The 22,941-nt window shown below is 62.1% G+C and carries 24 protein-coding genes; 8 read left to right on the forward strand and 16 right to left on the reverse strand.

The window, feature by feature from the left end; all coding sequences use genetic code 11:
- Window positions 1-22: 22 nt before the first annotated feature.
- Window positions 23-382, reverse strand: a complete 360-nt coding sequence (locus B0G57_RS17615) for a hypothetical protein (protein WP_018444275.1) — start codon at window positions 380-382, stop codon at window positions 23-25.
- 179 nt (window positions 383-561) lie between these two features.
- A complete protein-coding gene (locus B0G57_RS17620; protein WP_158256624.1) occupies window positions 562-1,365 on the reverse strand; it encodes an AraC family transcriptional regulator in 804 nt (267 codons plus the stop codon).
- Between the two features lie 707 nt (window positions 1,366-2,072).
- On the opposite strand from B0G57_RS17620, the gene B0G57_RS17625 reads away from it, so the two are divergent.
- On the forward strand, window positions 2,073-3,155 hold the full coding sequence (locus tag B0G57_RS17625; protein WP_018444278.1) for a tartrate dehydrogenase: 1,083 nt from the start codon (window positions 2,073-2,075) through the stop codon (window positions 3,153-3,155).
- A 184-nt stretch (window positions 3,156-3,339) separates the two neighbouring features.
- On the opposite strand, the gene B0G57_RS17630 is transcribed toward B0G57_RS17625, so the two are convergent.
- Entirely contained in the window at window positions 3,340-3,735 is a 396-nt protein-coding gene (locus tag B0G57_RS17630) for a type II toxin-antitoxin system VapC family toxin (RefSeq protein WP_018444279.1), read from the reverse strand.
- The gene (locus B0G57_RS17635; RefSeq protein WP_018444280.1) at window positions 3,732-3,965 is read right to left on the reverse strand and encodes a type II toxin-antitoxin system Phd/YefM family antitoxin; all 234 of its coding nucleotides are present in this window, start codon (window positions 3,963-3,965) and stop codon (window positions 3,732-3,734) included. The genes B0G57_RS17630 and B0G57_RS17635 overlap by 4 nt, the downstream gene beginning before the upstream one ends.
- Before the next feature lie 142 nt (window positions 3,966-4,107).
- On the opposite strand from B0G57_RS17635, the gene B0G57_RS17640 reads away from it, so the two are divergent.
- A complete protein-coding gene (locus B0G57_RS17640; RefSeq protein ID WP_018444281.1) occupies window positions 4,108-4,527 on the forward strand; it encodes a secondary thiamine-phosphate synthase enzyme YjbQ in 420 nt (139 codons plus the stop codon).
- Window positions 4,528-4,638: 111 nt separating this feature from the next.
- On the opposite strand, the gene ahpF is transcribed toward B0G57_RS17640, so the two are convergent.
- Together ahpF and ahpC are read right to left on the reverse strand one after the other, a co-directional pair.
- Window positions 4,639-6,234 carry an alkyl hydroperoxide reductase subunit F gene (ahpF, locus tag B0G57_RS17645; protein WP_018444282.1) on the reverse strand — a complete coding sequence of 532 codons (1,596 nt, stop codon included), beginning with the start codon at window positions 6,232-6,234 and terminating at the stop codon, window positions 4,639-4,641.
- Window positions 6,235-6,341: 107 nt separating this feature from the next.
- The gene (gene ahpC, locus B0G57_RS17650; protein ID WP_018444283.1) at window positions 6,342-6,905 is read right to left on the reverse strand and encodes an alkyl hydroperoxide reductase subunit C; all 564 of its coding nucleotides are present in this window, start codon (window positions 6,903-6,905) and stop codon (window positions 6,342-6,344) included.
- A 251-nt stretch (window positions 6,906-7,156) separates the two neighbouring features.
- Between ahpC and bla the strand changes: the two genes are divergently transcribed.
- Window positions 7,157-8,053 (forward strand): class A beta-lactamase, encoded by an 897-nt coding sequence (gene bla, locus B0G57_RS17655; RefSeq protein ID WP_018444284.1) that lies wholly within the window; start codon window positions 7,157-7,159, stop codon window positions 8,051-8,053.
- A 47-nt stretch (window positions 8,054-8,100) separates the two neighbouring features.
- Here the strand turns inward: bla and B0G57_RS17660 are convergent, their stop codons facing one another.
- Window positions 8,101-8,811 (reverse strand): FadR/GntR family transcriptional regulator, encoded by a 711-nt coding sequence (locus tag B0G57_RS17660; protein WP_026230345.1) that lies wholly within the window; start codon window positions 8,809-8,811, stop codon window positions 8,101-8,103.
- A gap of 182 nt (window positions 8,812-8,993) precedes the next feature.
- Between B0G57_RS17660 and B0G57_RS17665 the strand changes: the two genes are divergently transcribed.
- Genes B0G57_RS17665 through B0G57_RS17675 form a run of 3 tightly spaced genes read left to right on the forward strand, consistent with a single transcriptional unit; the run spans window position 8,994 to window position 11,958 of the window.
- Window positions 8,994-9,803 carry a (Fe-S)-binding protein gene (locus B0G57_RS17665; protein WP_026230346.1) on the forward strand — a complete coding sequence of 270 codons (810 nt, stop codon included), beginning with the start codon at window positions 8,994-8,996 and terminating at the stop codon, window positions 9,801-9,803.
- Window positions 9,800-10,516 carry a LutC/YkgG family protein gene (locus B0G57_RS17670; protein WP_018444287.1) on the forward strand — a complete coding sequence of 239 codons (717 nt, stop codon included), beginning with the start codon at window positions 9,800-9,802 and terminating at the stop codon, window positions 10,514-10,516. Before B0G57_RS17665 ends, B0G57_RS17670 begins: the two co-directional genes overlap by 4 nt.
- Window positions 10,513-11,958 carry a LutB/LldF family L-lactate oxidation iron-sulfur protein gene (locus B0G57_RS17675; protein ID WP_018444288.1) on the forward strand — a complete coding sequence of 482 codons (1,446 nt, stop codon included), beginning with the start codon at window positions 10,513-10,515 and terminating at the stop codon, window positions 11,956-11,958. The genes B0G57_RS17670 and B0G57_RS17675 overlap by 4 nt, the downstream gene beginning before the upstream one ends.
- Window positions 11,959-12,037: 79 nt before the next feature.
- On the opposite strand, the gene B0G57_RS17680 is transcribed toward B0G57_RS17675, so the two are convergent.
- From B0G57_RS17680 to B0G57_RS17720, 9 genes are all read right to left on the reverse strand, one after another.
- Window positions 12,038-12,334 (reverse strand): hypothetical protein, encoded by a 297-nt coding sequence (locus B0G57_RS17680; RefSeq protein ID WP_018444289.1) that lies wholly within the window; start codon window positions 12,332-12,334, stop codon window positions 12,038-12,040.
- Window positions 12,335-12,482: 148 nt separating this feature from the next.
- Window positions 12,483-13,136 (reverse strand): DUF1345 domain-containing protein, encoded by a 654-nt coding sequence (locus B0G57_RS17685; RefSeq protein ID WP_018444290.1) that lies wholly within the window; start codon window positions 13,134-13,136, stop codon window positions 12,483-12,485.
- 30 nt (window positions 13,137-13,166) lie between these two features.
- Window positions 13,167-14,078, reverse strand: a complete 912-nt coding sequence (locus B0G57_RS17690; protein WP_018444291.1) for an SMP-30/gluconolactonase/LRE family protein — start codon at window positions 14,076-14,078, stop codon at window positions 13,167-13,169.
- A 114-nt stretch (window positions 14,079-14,192) separates the two neighbouring features.
- Window positions 14,193-15,020: an ABC transporter permease gene (locus tag B0G57_RS17695; protein ID WP_018444292.1), complete on the reverse strand. Its 828-nt coding sequence runs from the start codon at window positions 15,018-15,020 to the stop codon at window positions 14,193-14,195.
- Between the two features lie 55 nt (window positions 15,021-15,075).
- Window positions 15,076-16,332: an ABC transporter permease gene (locus B0G57_RS17700; protein WP_018444293.1), complete on the reverse strand. Its 1,257-nt coding sequence runs from the start codon at window positions 16,330-16,332 to the stop codon at window positions 15,076-15,078.
- A 49-nt stretch (window positions 16,333-16,381) separates the two neighbouring features.
- Window positions 16,382-17,434: an ABC transporter substrate-binding protein gene (locus B0G57_RS17705; protein WP_018444294.1), complete on the reverse strand. Its 1,053-nt coding sequence runs from the start codon at window positions 17,432-17,434 to the stop codon at window positions 16,382-16,384.
- Window positions 17,435-17,436: 2 nt separating this feature from the next.
- The gene (locus B0G57_RS17710; RefSeq protein WP_026230347.1) at window positions 17,437-18,642 is read right to left on the reverse strand and encodes an ABC transporter ATP-binding protein; all 1,206 of its coding nucleotides are present in this window, start codon (window positions 18,640-18,642) and stop codon (window positions 17,437-17,439) included.
- 44 nt (window positions 18,643-18,686) lie between these two features.
- Window positions 18,687-19,838: an SRPBCC family protein gene (locus B0G57_RS17715; RefSeq protein WP_018444296.1), complete on the reverse strand. Its 1,152-nt coding sequence runs from the start codon at window positions 19,836-19,838 to the stop codon at window positions 18,687-18,689.
- A 123-nt stretch (window positions 19,839-19,961) separates the two neighbouring features.
- Window positions 19,962-20,882 carry a LysR family transcriptional regulator gene (locus B0G57_RS17720; protein WP_018444297.1) on the reverse strand — a complete coding sequence of 307 codons (921 nt, stop codon included), beginning with the start codon at window positions 20,880-20,882 and terminating at the stop codon, window positions 19,962-19,964.
- 253 nt (window positions 20,883-21,135) lie between these two features.
- On the opposite strand from B0G57_RS17720, the gene B0G57_RS17725 reads away from it, so the two are divergent.
- A complete protein-coding gene (locus B0G57_RS17725; protein ID WP_026230348.1) occupies window positions 21,136-22,500 on the forward strand; it encodes a flavin-containing monooxygenase in 1,365 nt (454 codons plus the stop codon).
- A complete protein-coding gene (locus tag B0G57_RS17730; protein ID WP_018444299.1) occupies window positions 22,500-22,931 on the forward strand; it encodes a RidA family protein in 432 nt (143 codons plus the stop codon). The genes B0G57_RS17725 and B0G57_RS17730 overlap by 1 nt, the downstream gene beginning before the upstream one ends.
- Window positions 22,932-22,941 lie beyond the last annotated feature (10 nt).

Genomic DNA, 22,941 nt, shown 5'->3' on the forward strand with positions numbered 1-22,941 from the left:
ACACTGACCGCTGGCGGGCTCTTCAGTCGCGTGCCGCCGCGATGGCTCCCGCTACCGCGCGCAGATCCCGCTCGAGCTCGATCAGACGAGAGCGAGAGGAATCACGATGCGCCCACGACGGCATCGTTGTCAGCCCGGTGACGATTTCCTCGATCTTCGATTTCGTGTGGAGGTCAAGATCCGAGCGGCAAGAAAGGAACGCCGCGGCCACCTCGACAGTCTTTCCCGCGAGATCGTTCAAACGCCGCTGATGCGTCTCATCATCCATCGCGCCGATTGGGTAGGCGCAGCGATGCAGCGCCTCATGCAATCGGATCAACGCCGGGAACATGGAGTTGATCGCGCCAAGACGCTGCTGCGCCGCCCCGATCGCTTCGGTCATTTCGTGCGTTCCTCTCATACCTTCGCCAGCACCTCTCGGGGCGCATCTACCGGCTCAATGGCCTGTCCCGCCGGCGCTTATCGTCGCTCGGCCCGGCCAACTCCGACTGGTTTGGGCCGGGTCGAATATAACGACGCAGAATTGAGGAAGCTTGATAAAACTTGCGCTTGAGGCAATAGCTATTTTTTTCTTTTAACCGGCAACATCAGGTCGAAGCGCTGCGTGCGGCCCGTGTTTTCCCAAGGCAGTTCTCGATAGAACTCGTATGCCTTGATGATTTCGACGCCGTACTGGTGAGCCGCGCCCGCGAGCCAGGTGACGCTGAGGACGCGATACGTCGCAAAGATCTCGTGATAGGGGCCGTGGTGCGCTAGCGTTGCGTAGTAATCGGATGCCAACGAGAGTGGCGTCAGTGAGGAGCCGCGCGTATCGAATCCGGGGTCCACGATCGCGCAATCGTAGCGGATCAGTTCGTTCGGCGTGATTTCCGGGCTGTCATACGCAACGCCGATCGCTTGCAGATCGTCCAGCTTAAGGCCGGCGGCGCGAACCGCTCTCGCAAAGGTCTGCCAGTGCGTTTCTACATTCGCGTAAGGACCGTAAAAGCGCATTGCGAGCAGCGGAATCGGCTGCATTTGTTGCACGCGCACCGTTTTGGCGCGCTCGAGATCGGCCGGATCCGGCTGGCTTGCCGCTCGTCTCGCGTATGCCCGGTACTGCGAGGGGACGAGGCCGAACTGCCGATGAAACGCGCGCACGAATGCTTCATGGCTTCCGTAGCCCGAGCCGAGCGCAAGCTCGATCACCGACTTGTCATTAATCCAGAGGCTGACTGCTGCTTCGTCCAGCTTCACGCGACGGACGTAGGCCGCGGGCGTCTCACCCATCGCCTGCTTGAAATAGCGCTGAAAATGGAACGCGCTCAGATCGACATGCGCGGCGATGTCGTTCAGTCGCGCCGATTCAGCTATGTTGCGTTCCATGAAGCGTACGGCGTGAGCGAGACGCCAATCGTCGAGCGCAGCAGGCAATGGGCGCCGCGGTTTTGAGGGATGTCGCGAACCCGCGGGGGGCACCTCATGCAACAGGCGGGTCTCGCTTTCGATCAGGGCCTGCTCATGAGCAGCCAGACTCGGCTGAAGGTTGTACATCGACGTGCTCGCAATCGAAGGTATCGGGGAGGATGGAAGAAGAGCGCTCGCCGGCTTGTCCGACACTGCGTCTCGCCAACAAAATTACTATCAACCACTATGTAAACGACCGCTCGATTTCTAACTTTAGATGCGCGATAGGCGGTTCTTGAACGAAAGCGCCGATTGTCGGTATGCCGACATGAAACCAGGAAAATCCTTACTCTCGGAAAATCCTCAATCGCTCCGATGCGCGATATATGTTCGGCTACGACCAGCCACGAACGCCTTCGCGGTGCTCGCCGGAAAATTGACGAACGCGCGAATCCTCGTCGACATCTGATGCCATGAGCGTAGACGGCGTAGTTCGCGCGCCGCGGCACTGCCATTTCCGGATGCAGCAAGCGTCGAAAAAGGCTCAGATCGGACGGAAGAACGGTTTCCGACGCGGCCGATTTATGAATTGAAGTTAAGAATGCTTTGAGTTTAGCACCGGCCACCTCAACCCACGTTGCGTTAACTTCGGAGCCCTGGCGACAAAGATTTGAGGAGCTGACCAAATGAGGACGTACCGCATTGCAGCGATTCCGGGCGACGGCATCGGCAAGGAAGTCATTCCGGCCGGCAAACACGTGCTTGAGGCACTTGCGAAGACCGCCGATAGCTTAACTTTCGAATTCGAGGATTTCGATTGGGGCGCCGATTATTACCGCCAGCACGGCGTGATGATGCCGGCCGATGGCCTCGACGCGCTGCGCGACAAGGACGCGATTCTATTCGGCTCGGCCGGTGATCCCGACGTCCCCGACCACATCACGCTGTGGGGTCTGCGCTTGAAGATCTGCCAAGGGTTCGATCAGTACGCCAACGTGCGGCCAACGCGAATCCTGCCGGGCATCGACGCTCCGCTCAAACGCTGCAAGCCCGGCGATCTCGACTGGGTCATCGTGCGCGAGAACTCGGAGGGCGAATACTCCGGCATCGGGGGGCGCGTACATCAGGGGCATCCTATCGAAGCGGCAACCGACGTATCGATCCTCACGCGCGCCGGTGTCGAGCGCATCATGCGTTTCGCCTTTCGGCTCGCGCAGTCGCGTCCGCGCAAGCAGCTGACCGTCATCACCAAAAGCAACGCCCAGCGGCACGCAATGGTCATGTGGGACGAGGTGGCGCTACGGATCTCGAAAGAATTCCCCGACGTGAAGTGGGACAAGGAACTCGTCGATGCGTCGACGGCACGCATGATCAATCGCCCTGGCTCGCTCGATACGATCGTCGCGACGAACCTGCATGCGGACATTCTCAGCGATCTCGCCGCCGCGCTCGCCGGCAGCCTCGGCATCGCGCCGACGGGCAACATCGATCCAGAGCGCCGCTATCCCTCGATGTTCGAGCCGATCCACGGCTCGGCATTCGACATCATGGGCAAAGGCCTCGCCAATCCGATCGGCACCTTCTGGTCCGCCGTCATGATGCTCGAGCATCTCGGCGAATCCGGTGCCGCCAAGCGGCTGATGCGCGCGATCGAAGCCGTCACGGCGAGCCCGAAACTTCACACCGGAGACCTCGGAGGCAGCGCGACCACCGCGCAGGTTACCGAGGCCGTTTGCGAACTCATTGCGAACAGTCAGGCAACTGTCTAGCACGTAGCGATCTCGGGCTGTTACGCACACCGCACACGAACGGACGCCTGGCCGAAGCAGCAGGCGTCGGGTTCGACCGAGCGCGCCTCTCGAAGAGGTGCGCCGCTAAAACTGAAACCTCGAGCAGAAAACGGGCCGACAAAACAGCACAGCGGCCACGGTGCACCGTCGCTCCGTCTTCCGATTACCAAATGGTCTTGACGTGCTTGTAGGCGCGAATTTTCTCGTCTCGCGTCACGAGCGGGACAGCCAGCTTACGCGCTGTCGCTACAATCATGCGGTCAGCGGGGTCCTTATGAAACTCGCCCGGCAGGTCTACCGCCTTGAGGCCGATTTCGACATCCACGGGCAGAAAGCGGACGGCCTCGATCGCAGATGCGGTGGTGAGCCAGCTTGCTACGTCCATCGAGAGAACCAACTTTTCGCGATCGACCAGCATCGCGATTTCCCACGCAGATATCGCAGACACCACGATCTGGCCACCGTCCAACTCTCGATCGATGGCCGTCTTAGCTTTTTTACTCAGAGCGTCATCACCGTTCGCCCACCAAACCAGCGCGTGCGTATCGAGAACGATCACCGATTAGCCTCCCACTCAACATCTACCGGCTCGGTCGGATCATCATAGCGGACCACCGAGCCGCGCAAAACGTCGAGCGGATTCCGTTCATCGCTACGGTACGGCCGGACCTCCAACGTCGGCTTGCCGTGATCAGTCACGACGACACTCTCGCCGGAGGCCTCGACCTGGCGGAAAAATTCGAGCGCTTTCGCCTTGAACTCGGACTTCGAAACTTGATTAGCTTCCATCCACGCACCTATAGTCACCTGACCAGAGTCATAATCGTAGCTCAATGTGACCACTTTGGCAAGTCATTTTGGCTTCGTCCCAGCGCAGCAGTAACATATCGGATCGATAAACGCGACCGAACCTGCACTACGGAGGCCCCTGATGCGCCAAGCCCTTGAACACCTCGAAGTCGAGACCGACGGACGCGGGCTCGTCGAAATCACGGAGCAAGTCCGCGAGTTCGTCGATCGGCAGTCAGTCGACATCGGCGTTCTGACGCTCTTTTGCCGCCACACGTCGGCATCGCTGCTAATCCAGGAAAACGCCGATCCCTCAGTGCAGCGCGACCTCGAACGGTACTTCGAAACGATCGCACCCGAGGACCCGAAGCGTTACGAGCACGGCACAGAAGGTCCTGACGATATGCCGGCTCACCTACGCACGGCTCTGACGCAGGTTCAATTATCGATTCCGATCGAGCAGGGTCGCCTCGTGCTCGGCACTTGGCAGGGTATCTATCTGTTCGAGCACCGGCAGCGCGAGCATTCGCGTGACGTCGTGGCCCATATCATCGGGAATTGACGCGACGCATTCAAGGCGCGTGCGCGATATCGAATCCGGCAAAGAGACTCGATATCGCGAATGCAGTGCTGTCAGCATCAGCGGCGAGACGCATCGCGCCGCGTTTTATTCTCAGGCGACCGCCACTTCCCGTTCCTCGTCTGCCCCGACGGTTTCTTGAGGTGCACTACGAATCAGATGATCGAACGCGCCGAGCGCGGCTTTCGCGCCTTCGCCGACGGCGATGACGATCTGCTTGAAAGGCACGGTCGTGACGTCGCCCGCGGCAAAGACGCCCGGCACTGACGTGGCTCCCTTCGCATCGACGACGATCTCGCCCCGCTCCGACAGTTCGACCGTGCCCTTCAACCACTCCGTGTTCGGCACGAGACCGATCTGAACAAACACGCCTTCGAGCGCCACGCGTTTCGCCTCACCCGTGCGCAGGTCCTTATAAACGAGGCCGTTCACCTTCGCGCCGTCGCCTTCGATTTCGGTGGTCTGCGCACGCGTGACGACCGTCACGTTGGCAAGACTGCGCAGCTTGCGCTGGAGCACTTCGTCGGCCCTCAGGCTCTCGCCGTACTCGATCAGCGTCACCTCGCGGACGATACCCGCGAGATCGATCGCCGCTTCGACGCCCGAATTGCCGCCGCCGATGACGGCGACGCGCTTGCCCTTGAACAGCGGGCCGTCGCAGTGCGGGCAATAAGCGACCCCGCGATTGCGGTACTCGCGCTCGCCGGGCACGCCGATCTCGCGCCACCGCGCACCGGTCGCAAGAACAATGGTCTTAGCCTTCAACACGGCGCCGCTCGCAAGGCGGACCTCGTTCACCGCGCCGGGAATCAATGCTTGCGCGCGCTGCACGTCCATGATGTCGACTTCGTACTGCTTCACGTGCTGTTCCAGTGCCGTAGCAAACTTGGGCCCTTCCGTCTCCTGCACGGAAACAAAATTCTCGATGGCGAGCGTATCGAGCACCTGACCACCAAATCGCTCGGCCACAACGCCCGTCGCGATCCCCTTGCGGGCCGCGTAGATCGCGGCAGCCGCCCCGGCCGGCCCGCCGCCGACGATCAGCACGTCGAATACGGGCTTGTTCTCGAGTGCTTTCGCCGCTTTCGCCCCGGCATTCGTATCGAGCTTAGCGAGAATTTCCTTCACGCCGCTGCGGCCTTGCCCGAACACTTCGCCGTTCAGGAACATCGTCGGCACGGCCATGACCTCACGCGCCTCGACTTCCTGCTGGAACAAGGCACCGTCGATCGCGACATGGCGGATGCGCGGGTTGATCATTGCCATCACGTTGAGCGCCTGTACGACCTCAGGGCAGTTCTGGCAGCTCAGCGAGAAGTAAGTTTCGAATTGATAGTCGCCGTCCAGCTCGCGAATCTGCTCGATCACCGCATCGTCCAGCTTGACCGGATGGCCGCCCACCTGCAGCAGCGCCAGCACGAGCGAAGTGAATTCATGGCCCATCGGAATACCGGCAAAGCGGATACCGGCCGGCTTGCCAAGCTCGCCGATCGAGAACGACGGCTTGCGCGCATCGTCGCCGCGGCGTTCGATGACGGTAATGTGGTCCGACAAAGCCTCGATGTCCCGCAGGAGTTCAATCAGCTCTTGCGACTTTGCAGTATCGTCGACCGATGCGACGATCTCGATCGGCCGCGTGACTTTTTCGAGGTACGTTTTCAGTTGCGTCTTGAGGTTGGCGTCGAGCATGGTTCGTCCGATTGTGCTTTGCGAAGGGCGAGGGAGAGCCGCGGCGTCATCTTTTGGATGACGCCGCTCATGCAGCCTCGTCGGCTGCGGGGTGCTGCTGGGAGCTGTTAGATTTTGCCGACGAGATCGAGCGAAGGCTTGAGCGTCTCGGCGCCCGGCGTCCACTTGGCGGGGCAGACTTCACCCGGGTGCGCGGCAACGTATTGTGCGGCCTGGACCTTGCGCAACAGCTCGCCCGCATCGCGACCGATGCCGTTGTCGTGGATTTCGCAGAGCTTGATCTGGCCTTCGGGGTTGATCACGAACGTGCCGCGCAACGCGAGGCCTTCTTCTTCGATCATGACGTCGAAGTTGCGCGTGATCGCGCCGGTCGGATCGCCGATCATCGGATACTTGATCTTGCCGATGGCGTCCGACGTATCGTGCCACGCCTTGTGCGTGAAGTGCGTGTCGGTCGACACGCTATAGATCTCGACGCCAAGCTTCTGGAATTCAGCGTAGCGGTCCGCCAGGTCGGCGAGCTCGGTCGGGCAGACGAACGTGAAGTCCGCCGGATAGAAGACGACGACCGACCACTTGCCCTTCAACGTTTCGTCGGTAACGGTCACGAAATCGCCGTTGTGGAAAGCGGTGGCCTTGAACGGTTTGACTTGGCTGTTGATGATCGACATTTCGACTGGATCCCTCATGGTTGGGTGAAAGTGTGACCATTATGCGATAAACCTATCGCGTCGTGAATTCGATAATCCAAATCTATGCGATTGGCAAAAGCTATCGGGCGGTCACGGGTGCCGAGCCCCTAGTTTTTCTTGTGACAGTCTTCAGAATTTGCCGTTTGTCGATACCGTTGAACTGCCCGATAGTCGGTGCTCCGGACGACTTGGTCCGAGACCATTCGATTGCAAAGGAGCATGTGACAAAGATGGCTCATTCACCCAACCGCCGTGCATTGCTGCTAGCCGCGGTCGCTGCACCATTCGCGTTTGCGCTCGACGCACGCGCGATGTCAGGAGAAGACCGCGAACCGTCAAAGACCAAGCTGGCGGCGATCGAAAAACAATTCGGAGGAAGGCTCGGCGTCTACGCCCTCGATACGGGCAGCGGTACGGAGATCCGTCACCGCGCGGACGAGCGCTTTCCATTTTGCAGCACGTTCAAGATGGTTCTCGCTTCCGCTGTGCTCGCGAAGAGTGTCCAGGAGCCGGGCCTGATGGAGCAACGGATGCAGTACGCGCAAAGCGATCTAGTCAGCTACTCGCCCATATCACGCAAGCATGTCGCCGACGGCATGACGGTAGCCGAGCTTTGCCGCGCCGCCGTCGAATTGAGCGACAACACGGCCGCGAACCAGCTGATCAAACTGCTGGGCGGGCCTGCCGCCGTGACCGCCTTCGCGCGCTCGATCGGCGACAACACATTCCGGCTCGATCGCTGGGAAACCGAGCTCAATACCGCGATACCGGGCGACCCGCGCGATACCACGACGTCGAGGGCTATGGCGCACACGCTCCAAGCCGTGGCGCTCGGCAATGCGCTCCCCGAAACGCAACGCGATACCCTCCAGACGTGGCTGCGCGGCTGTCAGACCGGCGCGAAGCGAATCAGGGCCGCGGTGCCGGCCGGTTGGGATGTCGGCGACAAGACAGGCACGGGCGACCACGGAACAGCCAACGACGTTGCGGTCATCTGGCCGCCCTCACGCAAACCGATCGTCTTGGCCATTTATCACACTCAGGAAAAGCCTGACACGCGGGGACGCGATGAGGCCATCGCTGACGCCGCGCGCGTCGTAGTCGCCCAATTGCAGCGGGCGAGCTAACCCTGTTTGGAAAACAAGGCATAGTGACGCGACCCTGAATCGCGTCATCACGCATCGCGTGCACCGGACCGACCGCGGACAAAATCGATATGTGTCTGCATCGCGGTGCGCGCTTCTTCTGGGTTGCGCGTGCATATCGCCTCGCAAAGCGCCTTGTGCTGCAGCAACAGAACGTCCGACGCCTCTTCGTCGTTTTCACGCAGGCCGGTGCCGCTCGTCGCGATATGTTCGCGCAGCATGCTGATCACGCTCGCGTGCAGATGAAGGAACATCGCGTTGTGCGAGGCGCGCGCAATCGCCTCGTGGAAGCTCGTATCGGCCCGTGCTTCGGCCGCCATATCGTTCGCCCGGCGAGCTTTCTCCAGGTCGCGCAGGAGCGCGCGGATACGCTTGCGGTCCTCGGCCGTCGCCCGCAATGCGGCGAAATAGGCCGTCGCCCCTTCGAGGACGCGGCGAAATTCGAGCATGTCGTCGCGCAGTACGGGGTGATCGGCAACGAGCTGCCCCCATGGCGAGGCGATTCCCGTCCGCAAGCGGTCCGTCACGAATACGCCCGCTCCATGTCTCGCTTGCACGAGCCCGCGCGCCGCCAAACGCTGGATTGCCTCGCGAACCGTATTGCGCGATACCGCATATTCGCTCGCCAGCGTGCGCTCGGCCGGCAGACGCGCACCGGCAGGCCACGTGCCATCGATCAAGGCCGTCTCGAGCCGACGCATGACCGCTTCGACACGTCCGCCTTCTTCGCCTCTCATCATCGTTCCGTTTCCCACCGTCGCTGAGCCGGCCGACAAGCCGGAATCCACACGTCCATCATGCTGGCCCGCGATGCGGAGTGGTCCAACCAATTTGTGCATCAGGCCCGTCGACAGGATTATGCCTGGATCGCCGCACCCTCTCATCGCGCGTCAGGCGCGCAAGCGGCGCGATGGAGAAAAGCATGCAGGAACGGCAGTACCCTTCGGCCCCGCCCAACGACATCTATCTGTTCGCGACCTGTCTGGTCGACCTGTTCGTCCCGCAGGCCGGCCTCGATGCAGTCCGTCTCCTCGAGCGCGAAGGATTGACCGTGCATTTCCCGCGTGCGCAAAGCTGTTGCGGACAGCCCGCTTACAGCAGCGGCAATCCGGAGCAAGCGCGCGAAGTAGCGCGTGCGCAGCTGGACCTGTTTGCCGAGCCATGGCCGGTCATCGTTCCTTCGGGTTCATGTGCGGGCATGATGCGCCATCACTGGCCGAAGCTGTTCGAAGGCGACCCGGAGGCGAGCACGAAAGCGCGGGAGCTCGCGGCGCGCATCTACGAGCTCGGCGAATTCCTGCTGAACGTGGTCAAGCTCGACGTCACCCGTTACCTTGCTAACAAGCCGACGCCGGAGCGCGTGGTGCTGCACACTTCCTGCGCGGCACGGCGCGAGATGGGCACGCGTCAGCACGGCGTGGCGCTCGTCGATGCGCTGCCGGGCGTCACTCGAATCGATCACGAGCGCGAGTCGGAATGCTGCGGATTCGGTGGCACGTTTTCGCTGAAACATCCCGATATCTCGGGTGCGATGGTCTATGACAAGATCGCTTCCGCTTGCGCGACGGGCTGCGATCGCCTCGTGTCGGCCGACTGCGGCTGCCTGCTCAACATCGGCAATGCCGCCGCTTACCATAGCGCCCCCCTACCGGTGGAGCATCTCGCGAGCTTCCTATGGCGTCGCACGGGCGGCGCCGGCACGGATCAGCGCGACATGGGAGAAACGGCATGAGCGCACTCACCGCACGCGAACGAATCCTCGGCCGTCTTCGCGCCGCCGCGTCACAGCCCGAAATTCAAGTTACCGAAATCGACAAGCGCATCGACGCGCACTACGACGAGCGCCGCCGCGCAGCCGGCCCGACATCGAAGCGCGAGCTGGTCGAGGCGATGCATTCGTCGCTGAAAACCGCGCATGCCGACGTATGGTGTTCGAGCGCAACGGCGTGGCCTGAGGAAATCGCTCGACGTCTGGCGGAACATCGCGTGCGACGGCTGCTCGTCGACAAAGGCAGCCGCGAGGGCGCCGCATTGGCGCACGCGCTGCCGCCAACTGTCAAAGCGATATCTTATGACCGGCCGATCGAAGCCTGGAAGCGGGAGCTGTTCGAAACTGTCGACGCTGGCTTCACCGTCGCACGCTCGGGTATCGCGGCGACGGGAACGCTCGTCCTCGCACCCGATGCCGGCTCGCCGCGCACCGCTTCTCTCGCGCCGCCACTCCATATCGCGCTCGTTCACGAACGTACGTTGCACCCGGACCTGCATGCGGCGGCGCGAGCCGAGCGTTGGCATGCAGGCATGCCGACGAACCTCGTCCTTGTTTCGGGGCCGTCCAAGACGTCCGACATTCAGCAAACGCTCGCCTACGGGGCACATGGCCCCCGATGGCTATGGCTTGTCATCGTGACCGAATCGGTCGATAGGGAAGGAGACCACCGATGAGCACGAGCCCGATGCAATTCGTTCCCGCCGCGGATTTCAAGGCGCGCGCACGAGCCGCACTGGACGACCCGTTGCTGCGCAAAAGCATGCGCGGAGCGATGAACTTTCTGCAAACGAAACGCGCCGCGCAGTTTCCCGACGAAGACGAACGCGAAGCGCTGCGCGACCTTGGCGAAGCCGTTCGCCGGCACGCACTCGCGCGCTTGCCCGAATTGCTCGTGCAACTGGAGACGAAGCTGACGGCCGCGGGCGTCCGCGTCCATTGGGCCGAAACGAGCGAAGAAGCCAACGCCATCATTCATGACATCGTGGCAAGCCACGGCGCGCGCCGCGTCATCAAGGGAAAATCGATGGCGAGCGAGGAGATGGAGCTCAACCATTACCTCGGCGAGCGCGGCATCGATTGCCTCGAGTCCGACATGGGCGAATACATCGTGCAGATGGCAGGCGAGAAGCCCTCGCACATCGTCATGCCGGCCATCCACAAAACGCGCGAGCAGATCGGCGAGCTGTTCGAAGCGCATATCCCCGATACCTCGTATACGGAAGACGTCGACGAGTTGATCCAGACCGGCCGGCGGGCATTGCGCGGCGCATTCGTCGAAGCCGATGTCGGCATCTCGGGCGTCAACTTCGCGGCGGCTGACACCGGTACATTGTGGCTCGTCGAGAACGAAGGCAACGGCCGGCTTTCCACGACGGTGCCCGCCGTGCACATCGCGATCATGGGCATCGAGAAGGTCGTGGCGAAACTCGAGCACATCGTTCCGCTCGCGAGCCTGCTCACACGCTCGGCAACCGGGCAGGCGATCACGACCTACTTCAACTTGATTTCCGGCCCGCGACGGCCCGGCGAGCTCGACGGCCCGCGCCAGATGCACCTCGTGCTGCTCGACAACGGCCGCACGCAAGCCTATGCCGACCAACAGTTACGCGCGACGCTGCAGTGCATTCGTTGCGGCGCATGCATGAACCACTGCCCGGTCTACTCGCGCATCGGTGGGCAAGCGTACGGCACGACCTACCCTGGACCGATCGGCAAAATCATTTCCCCTCATTTGCTGGGGCTCGACGCGACCGCCGATTTGCCGACAGCCTCGAGCCTTTGCGGCGCGTGCGGCGAAGTATGTCCCGTTCGCATACCGATTCCGCAATTGCTGGTGCGGCTGCGGACGGAGGCAAATCGCGCACCGGATGAGCAGGTTGCACACCCGCTGCGCGGCCAGGGCGCGAGCCATAGTCGCGGCGAGCAGCTCATCTGGCGATTCTGGAGCGGCGCGTTCTCGCATCCGCGCGTGTATCGATTCTTCCGCTGGTCGGCCACGCGGCTGCGCGCCTTGACGCCCGCGCGGCAAATGGGATGGACGCAGCATCGGATGCCGCTGAAACCGGCTGCGCGCAGCTTGTCCGATCTGCTGCGCGAGCGCGGACAACCGGAATGACGACAAGGCCCGCAATCAGTTAGCACCACGAAAGAATCGCCACCAGCCATCGTCATCGGCGCGCTAAGCGCGGACCCTGTCAACGGGGCGGCGGCTTTTTCGCAGGCAGCGGCTGATCGAGGCCGGGTTCCGCCGGCGCGGGGATAGCTTCACCGAGCGGCTCCGAAGTTTCGGCCGGTGGCGCCTCCGTCGGCTCCTCCGGACGCTCGGCCGTTTCGTCGGAAGTCTCGTCAGGGTGCGTTGTCGGTGGCAGTGGCCGATCAAGGCCCGGCTCCTCCGGCGCGGGCACGGCGTCGCCAATTGGCTTGGGGAGATCGGTGGGGGGTTCTCGCGGCGCCTCATCAGGCGCTTCGGTTTTGCCGGGTTGTTTGCTCATGGCAGTCATCTCCCGATTGCAATAATGCCCGCACGTCGGGAAGCATCGGTCGCGTCGACATCGATGCATGCGGACGCCAACCAATTTACATTCCGTTGGCCGCGATGTCGAATCCGGGGCCGAACTGAAGCGGCTCAGCGCTTCTCCATTACGATCCCAACAGCCCGGCTGCGATATTGACGCATAACCCGAGCACCGCCGCATTGAAGAAGAACGAGAGGATCGATTGCGCGAGCGCGGTACGCCGTGCCTCCTTCGAGCAAACCGTGACGTCGGACGTCTGGGATGCCACGGCGATCGTGAACGAGAAATAAAGGAAGTCCCAGTAGTCGAGCTCGGGGTTTTCTTCCGGAAATTTCAACGATGTCTTGTCGCCCGACTGATGGTAGTAACGCGCATATTGCAACGTGAAAATCGTCGGAATCAGGAGCCATGTGCCCACCATCGTCGCCCCTGTGAGCGTGTAATTCACAAGCGCAGCGCGGCCGCCGAGTCCCTTCGCCTGCGAGAGTTCGACGACGATCGCGACGATACTCGCGACGGCCGCGATCGTAATGATCGTCAGCATGGCCGTCGCGCCCTCGTCCTCGCGCTCGGCCACACGTTGCACTTCGGCCGGGCTCGCCTTCGCCATCCTGAACCAGATCAGGATCAGAAAGACCCACATGCAGCTGTCCCATGCCAGCAGTGCGTGCTGAATGGGACGCAAATGCCAGGGATCCAGAAGGTAGACGACGACACCGAAAATGAGACCGATGATGAAGCGGGGACGATTGGAGAAGAATCGCTGCGTCGCGCTCATTGTGCTCATTAGTGTCTTGGCCTTAAAGCGTTATGGCGCCACCCCGCGCACCGCAACGCAAAGAGAGTAAAGCGAGGAGTTCGCCGTGATGAAAAGGCGATTGCGCAGCCGTCCGCCGAATGTCAGGTTGGCGACGACTTCGGGAATCAGGATCTTGCCGAGCAGCTCGCCCGCGGGCGAGTAGCAGTGTACACCGTCGAGGGCACTGGTCCAGACGTTGCCCTGCTCGTCGATGCGCATGCCGTCGGGGATGCCTTCCTGAATCTCGACGAACACGCGGCCGTTGCGCAACTTGCCGTCGACGACATCGAATACGCGGATATGATGCGGCCCATTCTCGAAGTGCGACGCTCCTGAATCCGCGATGTAGAGCCGGCTCTCGTCGGGGGAAAACGCAAGGCCGTTCGGCTTCACGAAGTCGTCCGCAACGAGCACAGCCTCGCCGGTGCCACTTTTCGGCTGCACGCAATACACATTGCATCGGCCGATCTCGCTCTCGGCCCGGCCCCCTTCGTAGTCGCTGAGGATGCCGTAATCGGGATCCGTAAACCATACCGAGCCGTCCGATTTGACGATGACGTCGTTCGGCGAGTTGAGCCGTTTGCCGTCATAAGCCGAGGCCAGTACGGTGATGCTGCCGTCGTGCTCGGTGCGCGTGACGCGTCGCAGGCCATGCTCGCATGTCACGAGCCGCCCCTCATGGTCCCGCGCATTCCCATTCGAAAAATTGGAGTTCGCGCGAAAGACCCCCACTCCCATGCCCGGCACCCACCGGAGCATGCGGCTATTAGGGATGTCGCTCCAGACGAGATAGTCGCCCGCCGGGAAGTAGACGGGGCCCTCGGCCCAAAGGCATTCGCCGTAGAGCTTTTCGAGCGGCGCATTCGGTTGGATCAGCGCGCGAAAGCGCGCGTCATGCACTTCGAATTCGGTCTTGTTCATGGGTGAGTTTATTCGGACTGCCTTTTGGAGGAACACCGCGCGTGGCGAGATTTTAATCTTATTACTGTGCAATTTGTCATTGCACCACGGCGAACCTACAGCGATTGGGCGAACTCAGGCGAACGAGCGGCTGGCCGCCGCCGCGCGCTTGCGCAACCAGTTCATGCAGGCGAACAAAGCAATGGCGAACGCCATCAACAGCGTGGCCACGGCCAGGATCGACGGATCGATCTGGTCACGGATACCGCTCCACATCTGGCGCGGCACGGTCCGTTGCTCGGGCCCGCCGATAAACAGAATCACGATCACTTCGTCGAACGAAGTCGCAAACGCGAAGATGCTGCCGGTCGCGACAGCGGGAGCGATCAATGGAAGCGTGACGCGCCGGAAGGTCACCCAGGGTGGAGCCCCGAGGCCCGCCGCGGCGCGAAGCAACGTTTGATCGAACGAGAGCAGCGATGCCGTCACTGTAATGACGACGAACGGCGTCCCGAGCGCGGCATGGGAGAGCACTACGCCCGCATAAGAATTCACGAGCCCTAGCGGCGAAAAAACGAGATAGAAACCCGCCGCGACCACCACGATCGGTACGATCATCGGGGACACGATGATCGGCATGACAATCGAGCGGAACGGAAACTGCGTCCGGCTCAACCCGAGCGCGGCGAGTGTGCCGAGCACCGTCGCGATCAGCGTCGCGGCCGCGCCGATGCCGATGCTGTTCGCAAACGCCCGTTGCCAATCCGGTGAACTGAGCGCCTGCGCATACCAGCGCAGCGAAAAGCCCTGCATCGGGTAGGAGAAGAACGAACCGGAATTGAACGACAGCGGCACGATCGCGAGAATCGGCGCAACGAGAAAAAAGAAAATGATCGCGCAATGCACGCGCAATCCGGCGGCAGCGATGCGCTCCGAAAGTAGCCGGGTCCGTCCGTCTTTCATCGGGGTCCGCCTGTAGGTGAGCGATATGAATGATCGTCGAGTCTTGCCGCCGCCGTTAGCCGAAGCGCAAGCGGTCGATACCGACCAGCCGGTTGAAGATGAAATAGAACACCGCCGTGAACACGACCAGATAGCACGACAGCGCACCCGCGAGGCCCCAGTTGAGCTGATCGTTGGTTTGCGATGCGATGAGCTGGCTGATCATCTCGTCCCCGGCGCCGCCGAGCAGGGCCGGCGTGATGTAATAGCCGAGCGCGAGCACGAACACGAGAAAACATCCGGCGCCGACACCGGGCAGCGTCTGCGGAATATAAACGCGCGCAAAAGCCTCCGCCGGGTGCGCACCGAGCGATTTCGCCGCGCGCATGTACACCGGGGAAACGTTTTTCATCACGGAGTAAATCGCGAGGATCATGTACGGCAGCAGGATATGCGTCATACCGATCAACACTCCGGTGCGGTTGAACACGAGCGGTAATGGATGATTGACGAACCCAAAGCTCATCAATGCGCTGTTGATGACGCCACCGGGTTGCAGCAGCACGTACCACGCAGTCGCGCGCACGAGCAGCGAGGTCCAGAACGGGATAATCACGAAGAGCATCAGGCGGTTGCTCTGCTTTTCCGGCAACGTCGCGAGCAGATATGCCACCGGGTAGCCGAACAAAAGGCATAACAGCGTGACGGTCGCGCTGATCGTCACCGTGCGTCCAAAAGCTGCACGATAGACGGCACTATCGGCCGCGACGGGCGTCACCGAGCCATCGGGCCCGACCTTCGCATCGACGGCGTTCAGCAAATAGTCGGGTGTCGGCGAGATGGACGCACGCTTGAGCAAGCGCCACGTTTCCGGCGCGTTCCACCGTGGGTCGAGTTCGATCAGCGCGGGCTTCCATTGCGCGAAGGTCTGCGAACGCGTGGCGCGCGCCGTCTTGAAGAGCAGGCTGCGGAACTCCGGCTGATAAAAGTTCATGCGGCGCGCGATGTTGCCGAGCTGACCGTTCTCGCCCGCATCCTTCAGGTCATGCACCAGCGCGGCAAATGCGGGCTCGCCGGGGACACCCGCGGCGCTCCACCCGGCGAGCGCCGCGCTCAGCTCCGGCATGCCGACGCGCACTTCGGGGTTCCGCACGCTACGGCCGAGCAGGCTCGCAATCGGCGCGACAAACGTGACGAGCAGAAACACGAGCAGCGGCAATGCGAGCAGCAGTGCGCGCGCCGCAGCCTTGCGGCGCGCGGCGCGGAACGACTCGCGGTCCGCGGCCTGCGGGCCGCGATCAAAACGAACGGTGGCGGGCAGCGGCGTGTTCATCGCATTCCTGTCTCTCCGATCACGATTTTTTCCGGCGGACGTGACTGCCTTATTGCGTCAGCCAGTTCTGAAACCGCTTGTTGATCGCATCGGCGTTGTCCGCCCAGAACGTTGCATCGATCTGCAGCGGACGCTTGAAGTTGTCCGGCGCCGTCGGCAGATCATTGAGGCGCGCCTTGTCGATCAGGGCAATAGCGTCCTTGCGCGGCGGCGCATAGGCGATGTACTTCGACAGGTCGGCATACGCCTGGGGCGTCGAGGACGAGATGATGAACTTCTGCGCCGCATCGGCATGCTTTGCGCCGTTGACCACCGCCCACCATTCGTAGTCGTAAACCTGCGCATCCCAGACAATCTTGAACGGCTTCTTGTCCTGATGCACTGCATTGTCGATGCGACCGTTATAAGCCTGCGTCATCACGACTGCACCGTCGGCAAGAAGCTGCGGCGCCTGCGCACCCGCCTCCCACCAAACGATGCTCGACTTGATGGTGTCGAGTTTCTTGAACGCGCGATCGACGCCGGCAGACGTTCCGAGTACTTTATAGACATCCTTCGGGGCCACGCCGTCCGCGATCAGCGCCCACTCCATGGCCACCTTCGGTGACTTGCGCATTCCGCGCTTGCCGGGATATTTCTTCAAATCGAAGAAATCGTTGATGGTCGTCGGCGCGCTCTTCAGCTTGCTCGCGTCGTACGCATAAACGGTGGACCACACCATCGCCGCGACCGCGCAGTCGCTTATCGAGCCCGGCAGGAAATCGCTGGTGTTACCCAGCAACTTCTTGTCGAACTTTGCGATCAGGCCTTCGTCGCAGGCGGTGATCGCATCGTTGGTTTCGAGATCGATCAGATCCCAGGTCGGATTCTTCGCTTGTTCCATCGCCTGCAGTTTGGCGAGGCCGCCGTCGTACGATTCGGTCGCGAACTGGTCGCCGGTCTTCGCCGTGAACGGCTCGAACCAGGCCTTTTTCGCGGCGGCTTCATAGGCACCGCCGAAGGTCACGACGGAAATGGTCTCGGCCGCATGAGCCGCGACCGCAGCAAATAACGCAAACGCGCAGGTTGCGACGGTGGTCCGGAATGACGGGATAGTTTTCATTTCTAGTTGGCTCCTGCGATGAGTGGCGAGGCGGGTGAGGAAGCGGAAGCAGCGGAGTAGTCGGCGCCGTCGGTCGATGCGGCGGCATGCGGCGTGGCCGCCGCGGCGGGCAGCACCTTGCAGTCGTCGCGGCGCCAGGTGACGGCCGTTTGACTGCCGAGCGCGGGCAGATCGTGGCGCTCGGTGTTCGGCACCTTGACCACGACGGTTTCGCCATGGCCGAGCTTCAGATGCACGCGGTGATGGTCGCCGCAATAGACGAGTTCCTCGACGAGCGCCTGCACGATGTTCATGCTTTGCCGTGCCGCTTCCTGGGCGGCTTCGGGCGTCGCCGCGATATGCGCGCGCTCCGGGCGCAACGCGAGCATCGCGGTATCGCCGGTGGCGAGCCCCGCGCCCACACGACCATATACCGTGCTGCCGTCGCGGAGTTGCAGTGCGGCCCATTCGCCGTCGCCCACCAGGACGCGACCGGTCAGTCCGTTGTTCTCGCCGACGAAGTTCGCCACGAATGCATTGGCCGCGTTTTCATAGAGCTCCGTCGGCGTGGCGGCCTGCTGAATGCGTCCGTCGGAGAACACGGCGACCCGATCCGACATCGTCAATGCTTCGTTCTGGTCGTGCGTCACATAGACGATCGTGAGCGAGAGCTCACGATGAAGCCTCATGATTTCGTATTGCATGCTTTCGCGCAGCCGCTTGTCGAGCGCACCGAGCGGCTCGTCCATCAGCACCACGCTAGGCTCGAAGACGAGCGCACGGGCAAGCGCGACGCGCTGCTGCTGGCCGCCCGATAACTGCGCCGGCCGCCGTCCCGCCAGCTGCGAGAGCTCCACCATCTCGAGCGCGCGCTTAACGCGCGTCTTCTGCTCGCCGCGGGCGATCTTGCGCACGGACAACGGAAACGCCACGTTCTCGGCGATCGTCATGTGAGGGAACAGCGCGTAGTTCTGGAACACCATCCCGATGTCGCGCTGATGCGGCGGCTTATTGTCCAGACGCTTGCCGGCGAGGCGAATCTCGCCGCGCGTCGGCGATTCGAATCCCGCGAGCATCATCAGCGTCGTCGTCTTACCCGAGCCGGACGGCCCGAGCAACGACACGAACTCGCCTCGCGCAACGTCGAGGTCGAGCCCTTCGACGACGTTCGCTACGCCGTCATAGGACTTGCTGACGCCCGAGAAAGAAATGAACGGATCGCTTGACATGAGAAGGTCGGCGGTTTGTTGGCTGTTCATACGCGGCGACGTTGTCACATTGCGCCAAGGCGGCTCGCGAGGTAGCGCGCGAAGTCGTAGTTCGGCCGCTCCAGCGGGCTCAGGCGGCCGGGCTTGGCGAGCGGCGCGTGCACACCGCGAAACACCGCCTCGACGCCGCGCCGGTCTTCGGCGTTCACTTCGTCGAGCAGTGTCTTCAACGTCGCCATGTAGTCGGTGGCTTTAGGATCGTCGATGAATTCCGGCGCGAGTCCGCCGCCGAATCGAATATGCACTTTCCCTACGCCCATCGGTTGCAGTATCAGATACCAGAAGTAGCCGGGGGTGAGCGTGACGAGATGCGTCGGATAGATCGCGAGCAGCGCAGTCGTGCGGCGCCAATGGCCTTGCAGGCGCTGGTTGGCCGGATGCGCGTTGCCGATCGGCAGCGTCGCTTCCTTGGTGATCCAGTGATAGTTGAACGCCCGGTGTCCTGGCGGGCACTCCATTTCGTCGAGCTTCGAGTGCGGACCGACGGTCGCGCGATGCAGCATCGGCAGGTGATAGCTTTCCATGAAGTTTTCCGCGAGGATCTTCCAGTTGGTATCCCACACGTGTTCTTCGTGGAAAGTCTCGACGTAATCGGTCATGCCGTACGGTTCGATGAGCGCACTCAGCTCGGCGAGGTGGGCGGAGACGGGCGGCGCATGCTCGTTCAGCGTCACATAGATCCAGCCTTGCCACGTTTCGCAGCGGACGGCGGGCAGCGCGTAATGCTCTTTGCAAAAGCCCGGCTGGCGATCCATCAACGGGGCGCCGGCAAGCTTGCCGTCGAGTGTGTAGTTCCAGGCGTGATACGGGCATACGATGCGATGCACGTTGCCCTGCCCTTCGAGCAGCACCGACATTCGATGCAGGCAGACGTTCGAAAGCGCACGCAACGCGCCGTCCGTATCGCGCAGCACGGCCACCGGCTGGTCGCCGATGCGCGCCGTCAGGTAGTCGCCGCTCTGAGCAAGCGCGCTCGCCCGGCCCACGCACAACCACTCGTGTTCAAACAAATCACGCTGCTCGAGCGTCAGGAACGCTTCCGACGTATAAACGCCAGGCGGCATCGCTCGTGCATCCTCGAACGGGCGCTCGCAGTTTTCGCGCAAGGCGCGGACAAGGTCGAATCCAGCGTCCGGCGAAAGAGGAAAGGCTGCCATGCGGGCCTCCTGGCGGTGCGTGCATGCGATGAGCACCAATCTAACAATCCAAATTACTAGGTAAAATATTGTTTTTGGATGCATTGAATAGGCCGAGCCTATGCGAAGCCGCTCCGGAGCCCGTCAGATATGCAGACGGCGGATGTAGGTTTCGCAAAACGTCGAGAAGCGCTTGACGACCTCACGCGGCTTCACAGCGCTCGGCAATGCAATGCCAAGGTTCGTTGCATTGACGTTCTCCTTGAAACGCTTAATGACGAAGTCTTCCCCGTCGACGGTTCGGCTCGACTTCAGAGGGAAGTTCAAAATGCTGTAGCCCAACCCATTGGCCACCATGCCACGCACGACTTCCGGCTGCGAAGAACGGAAAGCCGCGGTCGGGCGGCTGCCGACCGCATCGAAGAGCGCCGAGAAGTACTCCCGGCTATGCGGAAGGTCCAACATCACGTACGGCTCCGAAAGCAGATCGGCCAATGACACCTTGCGCGCCCGTGCGAGGCGGTGTGTCTTGGGCAGAATTGCATAAGGCGGCAGAGAAAGAAGTGGGGTAAACGCGATGCCGTCGCTGATATCGAGGCTATAGGTGAGCGCGATATCGAGCGAGCCGTCGCGCAGTCCGTTCAGCAGCGTGTCCTGATGGCCCTCGGTAGTGCGAAAGGTGATCGCCGAGTGATCCTGCACGAAGCGGCTGATGATGCCGGGCATCAGCGGCGGGGCAAGCGATACCATGCAACCCAGCGAGATCGAGCCCGACATCCCGCCGTCCATTTCTTTCGCCGCCAACTGCAGCTCTTCGGCGTTCTTCAACAGGTTGCGTGCGTGGCCGAGCAGATCGCGGCCCGGTTGCGTGAGGGAAAGGCCGCTCGCGTGGTGGCGGACGAAGAGCTGCACACCGAACGACTCCTCCAGATCGGCAAGCGCCGTCGATATCGATGGCTGAGAAATGTGCAGCCGCCTCGCCGCGGCGGTAAAAGAAAGCGTCTCCGCCGTGACGACGAAATACCGTAGCTGACGCAACGAATACCGCACCGAGTTGCCGTCCATCTGCGCCCTCCTTGGCCTGTCCGGCCATTGTCGCTCTCCGATCGGGCGTTTGCATAGAGAAAAGCGATGCAAAGCATTTTTTAAATATATTTTTCCGCAGCCGCGACGGAGCGTAGATTCTGTCCGAACGCGGTCGGGCAAATCGTGACGCGCTGCTTGCCAGCTCGAGCGAAGCGATCGTCGACGCGCCTCGATGACGGATGCGTCGAGGAAGACGGATCTGAACCCGACTGCTTTTCCGAAGGAGACAGCCATGACGGCTGACAAATCGTCGATCGATACGCTCGTCGTGGGGGCCGGTCAGGCTGGCGTGGCGATGAGCGAACATCTGAGCCGGCTGGGCGTGCCGCATCTCGTGCTGGAGCGCGACCGTATCGCGGAGCGCTGGCGCACGTGCCGCTGGGACTCGCTCGTCGCCAACGGCCCGGCCTGGCACGATCGCTTTCCCGGCATGGAATTCGAAGGCCTCGATCCGGACGCCTTCGCGACGAAGGATCAGGTCGCCGATTACTTCGAGACCTATGCGCGCAGGTTCAACGCGCCGATTCGCACCGGCGTCGAAGTGACGAGCGTCGTTCGGCAAACCGGCAGGCCGGGCTTTACGGTCGAAACCTCCGACGGCACGATCGAGGCCAATCGCGTGGTCGTCGCGACGGGGCCGTTCCAACGTCCTGTCATTCCGACGATCGCACCGCGGGACGCGAATCTCACGCAGCTTCATTCGGCCGACTATCGCAATCCCGCGCAATTGCCGGAGGGCGCCGTGCTCGTGGTCGGCGCGGGTTCGTCGGGCGTCCAGATCGCGGACGAGCTTTTGCGCGCCGGACGCAGGGTCTATTTGTCGGTCGGCGCGCACGATCGTCCGCCGCGCGCTTACCGCAATCGCGATTTCTGCTGGTGGCTCGGCGTGCTCGGCGAATGGGACAAGGAAGCCGCCGGTCCGGGGCGCGAGCACGTGACGATCGCGGTGAGCGGCGCGTACGGCGGCAAGACAATCGATTTCCGCGGGCTCGCGCACCAGGGCATGATGCTCCTCGGTACGACGAAATCGTTCGAGAACGGCCTCGCGACGTTCGAGCAGGACCTCGCCGCGAATCTGAAGCGCGGCGACGACAATCTGATGTCCCTGCTCGACGCGGCCGATGCCTACGTCATTCGTAACGGCATCGATCTGCCGGAAGATCCCGAGGCGCGCGTCATCCCGCCCGATCCGGAATGCGTGACGCATCCGCTCGCCGAACTCGACCTGACGAAGGCGGGCGTGAACACGATCATCTGGGCGACCGGTTATTCGATCGACTTCGGTTGGCTGCACGTCGATACATTCGACGAAAAAGGCAAGCCCCGACATCTGCGCGGCGTCTCGAAGGAGCCCGGTCTGTATTTCCTCGGGTTGCCCTACCTGTCGCATCGCGGATCGTCGTTTATCTGGGGCGTCTGGCACGACGCGAAGCGCATCGCCGATCACATCGCCACGCAGCGCCGCTACCTCTCGTATCACGACGCGTCGCAGCGCCGGCAGGAGGCAGGCCACGCGCGTACCGCCGACTCGAGCGGCGCCGAGTGCGACGGCAGCGCATCGCACGCACATCGAGCCAACGAAATAGGAGTGAATTGATGCCGACGCATACTCGCATCCGCATGTTCAATACGAAAGACACCTACCCGAACCAGTCGCTCGACAACGATCTTTGTCAGGCCGTCCGCGCGGGCAACACGGTCTATGTACGCGGCCAGGTCGGCACCGATTTCGACGGCAATCTGATCGGGCTCGGCGATCCTCGCGCGCAAGCCGAGCAGGCGATGAAAAACGTCAAGCAACTGCTGGAAGAAGCAGGCAGCGACCTCTCGCACATCGTCAAGACGACCACCTACCTCATCGACCCACGCTATCGCGAGCCGGTGTATCAGGAAATCGGCAAGTGGCTGAAGGGCGTCTACCCGATTTCGACGGGGCTCGTCGTGAGCGCGCTCGGGCAGCCGCAGTGGCTGATGGAGATCGACGTCATCGCGGTGATTCCGGATAACTGGAACCCCGCTCAAGGGTAAGGAATCGATC

The sequence above is a fragment of the Trinickia symbiotica genome (assembly GCF_002934455.1).
GTDB classification, from domain to species: Bacteria; Pseudomonadota; Gammaproteobacteria; order Burkholderiales; family Burkholderiaceae; genus Trinickia; species Trinickia symbiotica.